Source organism: Actinoplanes sp. DH11, assembly GCF_020873875.1.
Classification (GTDB): Bacteria; Actinomycetota; Actinomycetes; order Mycobacteriales; family Micromonosporaceae; genus Actinoplanes.
This window is the reverse complement of the sequence record NZ_JAHWGU010000015.1, coordinates 165,370-178,039: the sequence shown is the minus strand read 5'-3', so window position 1 is coordinate 178,039 and position 12,670 is coordinate 165,370. Positions and strand designations below refer to the sequence as shown.

11 protein-coding genes are annotated in these 12,670 nt (G+C 72.6%); 4 read left to right on the top strand and 7 right to left on the bottom strand.

Annotated elements, in window-relative coordinates:
• Window positions 1-56: 56 nt before the first annotated feature.
• Entirely contained in the window at window positions 57-1,496 is a 1,440-nt protein-coding gene (locus LPA41_RS22730) for an aromatic amino acid lyase (RefSeq protein WP_229072764.1), read from the top strand.
• Here the strand turns inward: LPA41_RS22730 and LPA41_RS22725 are convergent.
• Together LPA41_RS22725 and LPA41_RS22720 are read right to left on the bottom strand one after the other, a co-directional pair.
• Entirely contained in the window at window positions 1,473-2,093 is a 621-nt protein-coding gene (locus tag LPA41_RS22725) for a cysteine dioxygenase family protein (RefSeq protein WP_229072762.1), read from the bottom strand. The two genes, LPA41_RS22730 and LPA41_RS22725, sit on opposite strands and share 24 nt — an antisense overlap.
• Before the next feature lie 52 nt (window positions 2,094-2,145).
• Window positions 2,146-3,057: an amidohydrolase family protein gene (locus tag LPA41_RS22720; protein ID WP_229072760.1), complete on the bottom strand. Its 912-nt coding sequence runs from the start codon at window positions 3,055-3,057 to the stop codon at window positions 2,146-2,148.
• Between the two features lie 72 nt (window positions 3,058-3,129).
• On the opposite strand from LPA41_RS22720, the gene LPA41_RS22715 reads away from it, so the two are divergent.
• Entirely contained in the window at window positions 3,130-4,128 is a 999-nt protein-coding gene (locus LPA41_RS22715; RefSeq protein ID WP_229072759.1) for a LacI family DNA-binding transcriptional regulator, read from the top strand.
• Here the strand turns inward: LPA41_RS22715 and LPA41_RS22710 are convergent.
• Together LPA41_RS22710 and LPA41_RS22705 are read right to left on the bottom strand one after the other, a co-directional pair.
• Window positions 4,091-5,635, bottom strand: a complete 1,545-nt coding sequence (locus LPA41_RS22710) for an aromatic amino acid lyase (protein WP_229072758.1) — start codon at window positions 5,633-5,635, stop codon at window positions 4,091-4,093. The genes LPA41_RS22715 and LPA41_RS22710 overlap by 38 nt on opposite strands.
• A gap of 11 nt (window positions 5,636-5,646) precedes the next feature.
• Window positions 5,647-6,654 (bottom strand): ornithine cyclodeaminase family protein, encoded by a 1,008-nt coding sequence (locus tag LPA41_RS22705; RefSeq protein ID WP_229072756.1) that lies wholly within the window; start codon window positions 6,652-6,654, stop codon window positions 5,647-5,649.
• Between the two features lie 75 nt (window positions 6,655-6,729).
• Between LPA41_RS22705 and LPA41_RS22700 the strand changes: the two genes are divergently transcribed.
• The gene (locus tag LPA41_RS22700; protein ID WP_229072754.1) at window positions 6,730-7,563 is read left to right on the top strand and encodes a MurR/RpiR family transcriptional regulator; all 834 of its coding nucleotides are present in this window, start codon (window positions 6,730-6,732) and stop codon (window positions 7,561-7,563) included.
• Window positions 7,564-8,012: 449 nt separating this feature from the next.
• On the opposite strand, the gene LPA41_RS22695 is transcribed toward LPA41_RS22700, so the two are convergent.
• Entirely contained in the window at window positions 8,013-8,669 is a 657-nt protein-coding gene (locus LPA41_RS22695; protein ID WP_229072752.1) for a TetR/AcrR family transcriptional regulator, read from the bottom strand.
• A gap of 74 nt (window positions 8,670-8,743) precedes the next feature.
• Here LPA41_RS22695 and LPA41_RS22690 point away from each other — a divergent pair, with 74 nt between their 5' ends.
• Entirely contained in the window at window positions 8,744-10,135 is a 1,392-nt protein-coding gene (locus LPA41_RS22690; RefSeq protein ID WP_229072751.1) for an FAD-binding oxidoreductase, read from the top strand.
• 122 nt (window positions 10,136-10,257) lie between these two features.
• Here LPA41_RS22690 and LPA41_RS22685 read toward each other — a convergent pair whose 3' ends face one another.
• A complete protein-coding gene (locus LPA41_RS22685; protein ID WP_229072749.1) occupies window positions 10,258-10,866 on the bottom strand; it encodes an MBL fold metallo-hydrolase in 609 nt (202 codons plus the stop codon).
• Window positions 10,863-11,975 (bottom strand): S-(hydroxymethyl)mycothiol dehydrogenase, encoded by a 1,113-nt coding sequence (locus tag LPA41_RS22680; protein ID WP_229072747.1) that lies wholly within the window; start codon window positions 11,973-11,975, stop codon window positions 10,863-10,865. Before LPA41_RS22680 ends, LPA41_RS22685 begins: the two co-directional genes overlap by 4 nt.
• Window positions 11,976-12,670: the final 695 nt, after the last annotated feature.

Sequence of the window (12,670 nt, the reverse complement as noted above, 5' to 3'; positions counted from 1 at the left end):
TGTCAACGGCCGAGGCCACGCCGTGACCGGCCGTCAACAGGTGTGTGGGAGCCGGTATGCAGGCACAAGGCGGGGTGGACCCCGTCACGCTGGATGGTCACTCGCTCTCCATCGAATCGCTTGTCGCGATCGCCGCCGGCATGACAGACGTCACCGTGGACCCGGCAGCACTGACCCGGGTCGAGGCACGGCACGGGATCCTCCAGGCGGCCCGCGCACACGGCGCTGTCTACGGCGCCAACACGGGTGTGGGCGCCAACCGGCACGAGGACACCGGCGAATCCGCCGATCACGGCTTGCGACTGCTGCGCAGCCACTGCGCGGGGGTGGGCCCGGCGGAGGACGACGTGACGGCTCGCGCCACCATGACCGTACGCCTCAACCAGATCCTGGCCGGTGGATCCGGCATCTCGCGCCGCATCCCGGAGGCGCTCGCCGAGGCGCTGTCGCAGGGCGCCGTGCCGACCCTGCACCCGTGGGGCGCGATCGGCACCGCCGACCTCTCCGCCCTGGCCGAACTCGGTCTCACCCTGGCCGGGGAGCGACCCTGGCGCTACACCGCCGGCCCGACCACCACGATCGACGCCACCGACGCGCTGCCGATGATCAGCTCCAGCGCGCTGACCGTCGCGACCGCCGCCCTCGCCCTGACCAGCGTGCAGAGCCAGCTGCGCGCCTCGATCGTGGTGGCGGCGCTGTCCTTCCTGGCGCTGCGCGGCAACCCGGAGGCTTACGACCCGGCGGTCCACCAGGCGCGCGCCCACCCGCAGCAGGCCAAGGTCGCGGCCACGCTGCACGCGCTCGTCGCCGGCTGCGGCCCGGCGGCGCGCATCCAGGACCCGTTCGGCCTGCGGGTGGTGCCCCAGGTCGCCGCCCCGGCGATCCACGCGGCGCGCGAACTGCACGGCGTGCTGACCGCAGAACTCAACGCCGCGGTCGAGAACCCCCTGGTGACCGACGGCGGCGTCCTGCATCACGGGCAGTTCCACACCGCCACCCTAGCCACCGCACTCGACGCGATGCGAAGCGCTTTCCTACCGGTTCTATCTCTTTCCTCGGCACGGCTGGGCCTGCTGATGCGCCCGGACCTGACCGGTTTGCGGGCATTCCTGGCCGCCGGTCCACCGGGCAGCTCAGGCCTCATGATCAGCGAATACGTGGTTCAGGACCTGCTGACGCAGATCCGTGTCGGCATGCAGCCCACCGCGGCCGGAACGCTGTCGATCTCCCTGGGTCTGGAAGAACATGCGAGTTTCGCCACGCAGGGCGCGCGCTCGCTGCGCACCATGACCGGACTGGCCCCGCTGATGCTCGCCGCCGAGCTGATCGCTGCCGTCCGGGCCCTGCGGATGGCGCCCGGGCGGCTGCCCGACGGACCCGCCGGGCAGGCCTTCGACCTGGCGACGAAGAACCTGCCCGCCGACGAGGACGACAGCCCGCTCGGCCCCAGCCTGGAACAGGCGGCCGCGCTCCTACCGTTCCTCGCCGACCTCTGACGGCACCGGGCCGGCCTCCTCCGACGGCAGCGGGCCGGACTCCGACGGCACCGGGCCCTCTTCCGACGGCACCGGGAAGTCGAGGGGGCGCAGCTCGTCGGCGTAACTGACCGCCTTGCGGCGCAGCACCCCGCTGGGGCTGATCGAGTACTGGCCCATCCGCCACAGCGGCGGCGAGTACGCGTGAATGGAGACCGACCCGTCCACGGCACCCGCCATCCGGTGGATGTGGTCGGGACCGAACGCGAACGCCCGCCCCGCCGGGACCACCCGGGTCACCGGCTCGCCGCCCATCCGGGGATTGGCCTCGGAGACCGCGCCGCGGGTCACGGCGACCGCGCCGGAGGAGACGTCGTGGTCGTGCCAGCCGGTGTCGTCCTCGACGTTCCAGCAGAGCACCCACACGTCGATGTCGCTGTCCCGGTAGAGCGACGCGTAGTGCCGCCGGCCCGTGTCGTGCCGCACCAGCGGTTCCCACAGCTCGGTGCGCGCGGCCAGGTCGGTCACCCAGCGCTGGAGCTCTTTCGGGCTCAGGACGCGGCCGGGCAGGTCGGGCAGGTCGGCGGGGTCGGTGACCGCGACGGTGTCAATGGTCATGCGAGACACTCCGGGTCGGGCGAGGCGCTCCGGTGAGCGCGAGCGGACGGGCTCATCGCGGTTTCCCGGTGAGCAGGTGGCGGGGGTTGGCCGTGAACACCGCGTGGGCGAACGCCTCCCCCATCCCGGGGTCGCCGGGCTCCGCGTACGGCCGGTCCGACCCGTGCACGATGCCGTCCACCCCGACGACGCGGACCATGGCGTCGATCGCGCGGGTGCCGTAGGACGACGTCTCGTAGTAGACGTACGGGTCGAGGGCGCCGAGCGAACCACCGCGGGCGGCGAGCCGCTCGTGGTGCAGCGGGGCGAGGCCGGCCAGGGCGACGAAGGCGATCCGCAGGGCGGGGTGCTGCCGGCGGCCGCTGATGTGCCAGGCCATCCAGGACTGGTGGAGCTGGGCCACGTACGGCACCAGCGCCGGCCACCACGACGGCAGCTCCGCCGGGCCGGCCGGGGCCGGGCCGGGGTGCACGAGCAGCGGCTTGCCGGCGCGTTCCAGCTCGGCGAGCAGCGGCTGCAGGCGCTCGATCGCGGCCGGGTCGCCGAGCGCGGTCGCGGGCAGCTGCAGGCCGGCGATCCGGTCCTCGCCGAGGATCGCCGCGAGACGGCCGGGGTCGAGGTCGGTGACCGAGGCGGCCGCCCACACCCGGAACGGGTCACCCAGCGCCAGCGCGCTCGCGTGCCACACGTCGATCAGCCCGGCGCCCTCACCCGCCGGCAGGTGCTCGATGCCGAGCGGGCTGGAGAGCGAGAGCAACACCTGCTCCTTGCCCTCGGCGAGCTCCCGGGCGCGGCGCGCGCTCACGTCGTGGTCACCCGGATCGATGACGTACGGCTCTTCGCCCGCCAGATGCAGCGTCCACCCCCGAACATAGGGGTAGGTGTCGCGGCCCCGCAGTGCGTCGAGGAACTCGACAGGCCACAGGTGCTGGTGGCAGTCGATCTTTTGAAGCGCTTCACCCACCCGAGAAGTGAAGCGCTTCCCTGCCGAAATTGCAAGGTGATCCCGGCCTCCGGGCGGTGTTACTCTCTGTCGATGTCGCCGCGACGAACTCTGCAGGACCTCGCGGACGCCGCCGGCCTGTCGCTCGCCGCCACGTCGTACGCGTTGCGCGGCGTCCGCGGCTCCGCCGCCACCATCGAACGGGTCCGGCAGCTCGCCGACGACCTCGGCTACACCGTCGACCCGATCGCCCGCGCGCTGGCCAGTGGGCGGACCGGCTCGGTCGGGGTGAGCGGTTCCCTGCGCGACCTGTGGCAGCAGGACCTCTCGGTGCTGCTCACCCAGGCCCTGCGCCGGCGCGGGCGGTACGCGACAATCGCCGACGCCGCCGCCGACCCGGAGCAGGAACGCGTGATCGTCGAGCAGTTCGTCGCGCAGCGTGTCGACGGCGCGCTGGTCTCCCCGGTCGACCCGTCCGCCGCCTACTGGCGGCTGCTCGACCCGCAGGTCGCCGTCGTCGCGGTCGGCGACGCGCTGACCGGCCGCCCCGGCTCCGGCAGCGTCCTGTTCGACAACGACCACGGTGTCCGTACCGCCCTGGCCCACCTCGCCGCCCTGGGCCACCGCCGGGTGGGCGTGCTCGCGCCCTCCCAGCCGTCCACCCCCGGCCGCCCGGCCGAGATCCTGGCCGTCTCGGTCGCCGCCGAACTCGGCCTCGACCTGGTGACCCTCTCCGCGCCCGCCGCCACGGCCGAGGCGGTCGAAGTGGCCGCCGCCCTGCTCGACGCCTCGCACCGGCCCACCGCGGTGTTCTGCCTGAGCGACTCGCTGGCCTTCGCGGTCTACCGGGCGGCACGCGCCGCCGGGCTGCGGGTGCCGGCCGAGCTGTCCGTGATCGGCTACGACGACCACCAGCTGGCCGGCCTGGTCAGTCCCGGACTGACGACGATGGCCTGGGACGAGGACGCGATCGTGGAGGCGGCCGTCGGGCAGCTGTTCGACCTGATGGAGGAGCGCGCGCCCAGTCCGCCGACGTTCCGGCCGGAGCTGGTCGTCAGGGATTCGACGGCGGCGCCCGCAACAGCTCGATGATCAGGTCGAGGTCGCGGCCGAACGGGCGGTCCTCGGTTCCGGCGGGCAGGCGGCGCAGGACAGCGGCCAGCTCCGGGCGCACCGCGCTCGGCTCCGGCGGCGCCGCGCGCAGGCGCGTCGCCTGGTGGACGGCGAGGATCTCGCAGGCGACCACCTCGCGCAGCCCGTCGAGTGCTTCAGTGAGGCATTCGGCCGCCTCGAACCCGAAACTCTGCACATCCTCCTGGCCCGCCGACGTCTCCATCGGGCCGACCAGCGCCAGGCCCGCGAACCGCCGCAGCCGATGCGCCACCCCGACGGCCCGCTTGTGCACCGCGACCATGCCGGCGTGCGCGCCCGGCGCGTGCGACAGCTGCCGGTTCAGGCCGGTGACGGCCGGGTCCAGGAGCCGGTGCAGGCGCGCGGCCCCCAGCTCGGCCAGGTGCACCAGCGCCCCGGTGAGCGTGCCGGCGGCGGCGACCAGGTCGGTGCCGGCGAACCCGGCGCTGCCGACGAACCGCCCGTCCAGGTAGGCCGGCGAGTCGGTGACGGCGGTCAGCGCCCGGTCCACGGCCGCCTCCAGGCCGGCGGTGGCACGCAACGCCACGGCCAGGGCGGGCGCGCTGACCCGGAACGAGACGGGCGCCTGGAGCGAGGTAGCGGACGTCTCGGGCTTTTCGGGCGCGGCAGGCGCGGCGGGTCCGGGCGGCGCGCCGGGTGGGGGCGGTCCTCCGGCCGCGGGCGTCGTGTCCAGCATGGCGAGCACGGTGCGCAGCTCGGGGTCACCGGCCGCGAACGCCGGGTGCCACGGGTCCGTGCTCGCCCGCGCCACCGCGTGCTCGGCCGCCACCACGGCGGTGACCTGGTCGATCAGCAGCCGCGCCGACCGGGCGGCGAGCACCGACAGACCGGTCAGCGCGGGCACGCCCTCCAGGAAGGCGACCCCCTCCTTGGTGCCGAACGACCACCCCGCGAGCCCGGCCCGCGCCAGGATCGGGGCGGCGTCGGTGGCGTACCCGTACGCGTCGAGCACCTGACCGGTTCCGATCAGCGCGGCGCCCGCGTGTGCCAGCGGAATGATCTCGCCGGCCGCGCCCGACCCGCGTGCCGGGATCGCCGGGACCACGTCGGCGGCGAGCATGGCGGCCAGGTGGGCGCACAGCTCCGGCGACGCGCCGGCGGCCGGGTGCAGCAGAGTCCGCAGGCGTACGGCCAGCACCGCGCGCGCCTCCACCCGGCTCAGCCACGGCGCCGATCCCACCGCCCGTCCCGCCATCAGGTTGTTCTGGTGCCGCTGCTGCGCCTCGGCGTCCAGCCGGATCCCGGCCATCGCGCCCATCCCGGTGTTCACGCCGTAGACCGGTTCGTCGCCGCCGAGCGCCGCCAGCACGGCTTCCCGGCCGGCCCGGAGCCCGGCCAGCAGCTCGTCACCGAGCACCGGCCGCAGGGTTCCGCAGGCGATGCCGGCCACGGCCGCCGGGTCGAGGTCACCGGCCCGGCGGACGACCAGGTGCTGCACCGTCACCATCGCGGGCGGCGTCAGCGGTACCGGAGCATGGTCCCGGCCCCGGCCGCCTCGGCGCGGGTCAGGATCAGGTGTCCGAGGGCCACGTCGAGGATCGACAGGCCCCGGTGCCAGAAGAGGATCCGTTCGTCCGGGCGTTCCCGGCCGGGTTTCGCGCCGCTGACGATCTCGCCGAGCTGGGCGTGCAGTGTCCGCTCGCTGAGCCGGCCGGTGTCCACGTGTGCCCGCAGCGCGCCGAACCGGCCGGACTGCGACTCCCGCCAGTCGTCGACGACCACCTTGTCCATCACGTCGAGCAGGTCCAGTTCGACGGCGCTTATCGTGCCGTAGGGGACCACGAACGCGCCGGGCCGCACCACCGCGGTACGCAGCAGCGGCTGCGGCTCGGTCAGCCGGGACGCCTCCACCAGGATGTCGGCGCCGTCGTACGCCTCGTCGGCGGTGGCCACCGCCCGCACCGGGGTCGTCGTCACCTCGCGCAGCCGGGCCGCGAACGCCTCCCGGGACTCGGGACGCCGGCTCGTCACCCGGATCTCCTCGAGGTCGAAGAGCCCGTCCAGCATGGTGACGTTGGCGAACGCGGTGCCGCGGGCGCCCACGTGGCCGAGCACCTTCGCGTCCGGGCGGGCCAGGTGCCTGGCGCCGACCGCGGTCATCGCGCCGGTGCGGACCTCGGTGATCAGGGTGGCGTCGAGGATGGCCAGGGGCACGCCGGTGTACGGGTCGAACAGGGTGAGCATGGCCAGCTCGCTGGGCAGCCCGCGCTGGTAGTTGGGCACGAAGTCACCGACCACCTTGACACCGCTCAGACCCCTCGCCCCGAGGGTGGAGACGTGCCCGCGCAGGATGTTGAAGTGCCCGGCGCCGCCGTTGTCGGGAACCAGATGGGTACGCGGCTCGAAGACCGTGCGGCCCCGGCCGTGCGCGTCCACGACGGACTCGACGGCTTCGATCACCTCGTCGTCCGTGATGTTCAGGGCCTCGATGTCCGCGCCGTTCAGGAAACGCAGCCAGATCGTCATGGCGACCACCTCGGAACGAGACGCACTGAATCAACACATGCACCCTATCGGATTTGTGTTTTAGAGTATTCAGTCATGGCGCCCGAGGACTGGCTGTCGAACCTCGCCCAGCGGCACCGCCTCTCCCCCACCCAGCGGCACATCGTGCAGCGGATGCTCGGGATGTTCCCCGGGGTGGCGTTTCTGTCGACCGTGGAGATCGCCGAACGCACCGGCGTCAGCCAGCCCACCGTGACCCGGCTCGCCACCGCCCTCGGTTTCGCCGGCTTCGCCGAATTCCGGGCCGCGCTACGCGAGGTGGTCCTGGCCGGCATACCCGGTCAGCGCGCACCCCAGCCGGGGCCGCACAACGGGCTCGCGGCGATCGACCAGGAGCGCGCCAACCTGAACAGCCTGCGCCGCGTGGTCACCGGCGACGCGATGGCCGAGGCGGTGCGCCTGCTCGCCGCGCCGGCGCCGCTGGGCGTGATCGGGTTGCGCGCGTCCGCGGCCCTCGCCGGTTACTTCGGGTATTTCGCGAAGCGCCTGCTACCGTCCGTCACCGTCTGCACGGATGCCGGGACGGCCGCCGACACCGTCCTGCAGCTGCACCAGCAGGGCGCGGTGACGCTGATGGTCTTCGCGATGCCCCGCTACCCCGCCGCCACGGTCACCACGCTGAGGCTGGCGCACCGGCTCGGCCTGCGGCCGGTGGTGGTCACCGACAGCGCGCTCGCACCCTTCGCCGCGCAGGCCGCGGCACTGCTTGTCGCGCCCGCCGGCACCGGCCTGCTCTTCGACTCGCACGCGTCGGCCGTGCTGCTGTCGACGACGCTGCTCGACGCGGTGGCGGCGACGGATCCGGAGCGCACCCAGCTGCGGCTGGAGGCCCACGAGGCGCTGATCGACACCTGGGTCCATCCGGGTTGACCGCCCGGGGACGGCATTGCGGCTGACCGCCCGGGACGGCATTGCGGCTGACCGCCCGGGACGGCATTGCGGCTGACGGTCTGTGACGGGTATCGCATTGCCGTGCGTCACGGGACGGCCGTGGCCCTTCTTCTGGCCCGGGTGCGGGTAGCCCGTACCCCTGTGATCCTTTCCGGGCTGCCTAAAGGGTGTTGTCAACACCGCTGACAACTGCGATGCTGGATGGGCGCCGCCGTCCGGGCGGCCGCAGAACGGGGTGTCCCATGCCTTCCGGCATCGTGGTCGGCGACACCGGGTCGACGAGCCCGGGCATCGGCCACGCCTCGCCCGGACTGCGCGGGTCAGCCCGACTGGGTGGGTCAACCGGGCTGCGCAGGTCAGCCCGACTGGGTGGGTTAACCGGGCTGCGCAGGTCAGCCCGACTGAGCGGGTCAGCCGGACTGCGCGGGTCAGCCGGGCTGGGTGGCGAGCTTCTCGACGCGGTCGAGGAGGGCGCCCACCAGCTCCTGCAGGACCGTTTCGTCCTCGATGCCGGCGAAGTGCGTGGCCACCGCGGCGATGTTCGGGTAGCGGCGGACCGGCAGCGCGCGGTACTCACGAGACCAGGCGGACTCGTCGCCCTCACGGCTCGATTCGTCCATCGCGGTGTAGGCGCTGATCATCGCGGCGTAGGACATCACCGTGTCGTCGAAGACGCGGTGCTGCACGGCCGCCCGTTCGTCGGAGAGGCCGGCCTCGCGCAGCGCGCCGAGGATCTCCTCGGCGAGCCGGAACTCGCCCTGCCGGCGGGTGGTGCGCAGCGCCAGGATCGGGGCGATCGCCGGGTGCGCCACGAAGGACCTGACGACCTCCTGGGCCAGCCACTCCAGGCGGGGGCGCCACTCCAGATCCGCCGGGAGGCCGTCGACGATGCCGCCGAGCAGGCGGTCGGCCACCTCGAGGACGATTTGGTCGCGGTCCCGGAAATGCCGGTAGACCGCTGTCGGGTCCACCCCCAGTTCCTTGCCGAGCGCCCGGATGCTGAGCGCGTCAGCTCCGGCGTTCTCGGCCAGCCGGCTCGCCGCGTCGACGATCAGCTCGGGGGTCAGCGCGACTCGGGCTCGCAATTTCTCTCCAGTCTCCGGCTCGGGCAACCGACCAATGTTAGTGCTCCCCCCAACTCCGCACCGAGGTGCAACCCATGAACCGACAGTCACTGAGCGACGTGAGTTATTCCACCTACTGGCTGGCCGACCCGGGACGGCCCGCCGCCCGCGGACCCCTGACCGGTGAGCTCGCGGCGGACCTCGTGGTGATCGGCGGCGGGTACACCGGGCTGTGGACCGCGATCATCGCCAAGGAGCGCGACCCCCGGCGTGAGGTCGTGCTGATCGAGGGCGGCCGGATCGGGCATGCCGCGTCCGGGCGCAACGGCGGCTTCGTCGCGGCCAGCCTGACCCATGGGTTCGCCAACGGGTACAGCCGGTGGCCCGAGGAGATCGCCGAACTGGAACGGCTCGGCCTGGAAAATCTGCAGGGCATCGAGGACACCATCGAGCGGTACGGCATCGACTGCGAGTGGGAACGCACCGGCGCCCTGGACGTCGCCACCGAGCCGCACCAGATCGACGCGCTGCGCCAGGGCGTGGAGCTGGCCCGGCAGCACGGTGTGGGCGTGGAGTTCCTGGACGGCGCGGCGGTGCGGGCCGAGATCGGGTCGCCGCGGTTCCTGGCCGGCGCCTACGACCGGCGCGGCACCGCCCTGGTGAACCCGGCGAAGCTGGCATGGGGCCTGGCGGAGGCGGCCGAGAAGCTGGGAGTGCACATCTTCGAGGGCACGTTCGCGACCGGGCTGGCCCGGGACGGCGCCGGCATGCAGGTGCGGACGTCGATGGGCCGCATCCGGGCCCGGCACGTCGCGCTCGGCACCAACGTCTACCCGTCACTGGTGAAGCGGGCCCGGCTGTTCACGATCCCGGTGTACGACTACGCGCTCATGACGGAGCCGCTCACCGCCGAGCAGCGGGCCGCGATCGGCTGGGAGAAGCGGCAGGGACTGTCCGACTCCGGCAACCAGTTCCACTACTTCCGGCAGACCGCCGACAACCGGATCCTGTGGGGCGGGTACGACGCGATCTACCACTACGGCGGCAAGCTGGACCCGTCGCACGAGCACCGGCAGGAGACCTACCACCGGCTCGCCGACCACTTCTTCGACACGTTCCCCCAGCTGGAGGGCTTGAAGTTCAGCCACGCCTGGGGTGGGGCGATCGACACCTGCACGCGTTTCGCGGCGTTCTTCGGTGCGGCGTACGGCGGCCGGGTGGCGTACGCGGCCGGCTACACGGGTCTCGGCGTCGCGGCGACCCGGTTCGGCGCGGACGTGATGCTCGACCTCCTCGCCGGGGAGCCGACGGCGCGGACCCGTACCCGGATGGTCAGCTCGAAGCCGTTGCCGTTCCCGCCGGAACCGGTCCGCTGGGCCGGCGTGGAACTGACCCGCAGGTCCCTCATCCACGCCGACGCCAACGGCGGCCGCCGCAACCTGTGGCTCAAGGCCATGGACGCGGTCGGCTTCGGCTTCGACAGCTGAGCCGCCTTTCCGACAGCCCTTTTTCGGCAGCCCTTTCCGACAGCCCTTTTTCGGCGGCCCTTTTTCGGCAATCGGCCCGCCGGGCCGGTCGCGACCGGCCCGGCCGGGTCGTCAGGCGGCGCTCAGCTCAGCCGCTCCCGCTCGGCGGCGATCGTGGTGTCGTCGCCGTGCCCGGTGTGCACCACGGTCTCGCCGGGCAGCACGAACAGCTTCGCCTTGATCGAGTCGACGATCAGGCCGGCGTCGGAGTACGACCGGCCGGTCGCGCCGGGACCGCCCTGGAACAGGGTGTCCCCGGTGAAGACGCAGCCCAGGTCGGGCGCGTGCAGACAGACCGCGCCCGGCGCGTGCCCCGGCGTGTGCAGCACGGTCAGCGTGGTGCCGCCGACCGGGACCTCCGCGCCGTCGGTCAGGTCGGCGTCCCACGTCTCGGCCGGGCCGTGGGTGAGCTCCCAGAGCGGCCGGTCCTCGGGGTGCAGCAGGATCGGGGCGCCGGTCCGCTCGCGCAGCGCGGGCGCCACCCGGACGTGGTCGTCGTGCGCGTGGGTGCAGACGATCGCCACCACCTTGCGCGACCCGACGACCGCCAGGATCGCCTCGACGTCGTGCGGTGCGTCGATGACCACGCACTCCGCGTCGTCGCCGACCACCCAGATGTTGTTGTCGACGTCGTAGGTCTGGCCGTCCAGGCTGAACGTGCCCGCGACGACACCGTGGTCGACCCGGGTCACAGCACGACCACCGAGCGCAGCACCGGCGCCTGACCGCTGTGGCCGTGCATCTTCGCGAACGCCGCCTCCACGTCCTCGATCCCGACCTCCTCGGTCACGAACGCGTCCAGATCCAACCGGCCCTGCCGATACAGATCGACAAGCATCGGGAAGTCGCGGCTCGGCAGGCAGTCGCCGTACCAACTGGACTTCAACGCCCCACCACGCCCGAACACGTCGATCAGCGGCAGGTCCGGCACCTTCATCTCCGGTGTCGGCACCCCGACCAGCACCAGCACCCCGGCCAGGTCACGGGCGTAGAAGGCCTGCTTCCACGTCTCCGGCCGGCCCACCGCCTCGATCACCACGTCGGCGCCCTCGGCACCCGGGTACGTCTCCGCCGCGATCCGCTTGATCTCCGCCACCGGGTCGGTCTTCGACGAGTCGACCAGATGCGTGGCACCGAGCTTGCGGGCCGCCTCCAGCTTCGCCGCGTCGATGTCCACCGCGATGATCGGACTCGCACCGGCCAGCGCCGCACCCGCGACCGCCGCCACGCCCACACCACCGCAGCCGATCACCGCGACCGACTTGCCGCGAGTCACGCCGCCGGTGTTGATCGCCGCACCGATACCGGCCATCACCCCGCACCCCAGCAGACCCACCGCCGCCGGGCGTGCCGCCGGATCCACCTTCGTGCACTGCCCGGCCGCGACCAGGGTCTTCTCCGCGAACGCGCCGATACCCAGGGCCGGCGACAGCTCCGTACCGTCTTCCAAGGTCATCTTCTGCTTCGCGTTGTGCGTGTTGAAGCAGTAGTGCAGGTCGCCACGCTTACAGGCCCGGCACTCACCACACACCGCACGCCAGTTCAGCACCACGAAATCGCCGGGCGCGACACCGGTCACCCCGTCGCCGACCGCCTCCACCACACCGGCGGCCTCGTGACCGAGCAGGAACGGGAACTCGTCGTTGATCCCACCCTCCCGGTAGTGCAGATCCGTGTGGCACACCCCGCACGACTGGATCTTCACGACGGCCTCACCGGGCCCGGGATCCGGAACGTTGATCGTCACGAGCTCCACCGGAGCACCCTTGGCCCGTGCGATGACCGCTTTCACCTGCTGCATGTGTGCCAGGTTCCCTTCTTCATCGGTGTGACAAAGACTGCCACACGGTGGACCGCCGACCCTGCGAGGAGGTGAGAATGCGCCGCCGGCCGGGGTGCGCGGCTCACGAGCGCCCCGGTGATCGGTTCCCCGGCCGCCGGGTCGAGGCCTGCACGGCGTCCGCCCTACCGGCCCCGACGGCTACCACCCTCACGTGACAGCCCGCCACTACGCCCGTCACGCCCCCGCCACCACCTCCAGGGACACTGCCACCACCTCACGTGACGCACGGCAACGCCGAGGCGTCGGAGGCTGCCGCGGCATGACCGCTCTTGGCAAGCACGCTCCCGGCAGCCACGGTGCGCCCGCCGTGAGAAGTTGATCTGCTAGCGATGCGAAATCGCGGTTTCAGCCCCTTGATCACAGCGATTTCGTAGCGCTAGCAGATCAACATCGCCGCGCGGACGCACTGTCGTGGACGCCGAGCGTGCGAAGGGACTGGCGTGCGGCGGCATTGGCGTGTGACGCGGTTGCCGGGCCCTGGCAGCCGGTGGTTGCGGTTGTCCGGGAGCGGTTTCAGCAACCGTAAACGCGAACCGGACCGACCGGCTCGTCCTTGTGGTCGCGGGAAACGCTCTCCCACGACCACAAACACGATCCGCGCCGCTTCGACCGACGGCAAGACAGCCGCCGCAGGGTCAGCACCCAGGCACACG

Excerpts from the sequence above, each read along its gene's own strand:
- LPA41_RS22730 (WP_229072764.1), top strand. The coding sequence starts at position 57 with ATGCAGGCACAAGGCGGGGTGGACCCCGTCACGCTGGATGGTCACTCG.
- LPA41_RS22725 (WP_229072762.1), bottom strand. The coding sequence starts at position 2,093 with ATGACCATTGACACCGTCGCGGTCACCGACCCCGCCGACCTGCCCGAC.
- LPA41_RS22715 (WP_229072759.1), top strand. The coding sequence starts at position 3,130 with ATGTCGCCGCGACGAACTCTGCAGGACCTCGCGGACGCCGCCGGCCTG.
- LPA41_RS22710 (WP_229072758.1), bottom strand. The coding sequence starts at position 5,635 with ATGGTGACGGTGCAGCACCTGGTCGTCCGCCGGGCCGGTGACCTCGAC.
- LPA41_RS22705 (WP_229072756.1), bottom strand. The coding sequence starts at position 6,654 with ATGACGATCTGGCTGCGTTTCCTGAACGGCGCGGACATCGAGGCCCTG.
- LPA41_RS22700 (WP_229072754.1), top strand. The coding sequence starts at position 6,730 with ATGGCGCCCGAGGACTGGCTGTCGAACCTCGCCCAGCGGCACCGCCTC.
- LPA41_RS22690 (WP_229072751.1), top strand. The coding sequence starts at position 8,744 with ATGAACCGACAGTCACTGAGCGACGTGAGTTATTCCACCTACTGGCTG.
- LPA41_RS22680 (WP_229072747.1), bottom strand. The coding sequence starts at position 11,975 with ATGCAGCAGGTGAAAGCGGTCATCGCACGGGCCAAGGGTGCTCCGGTG.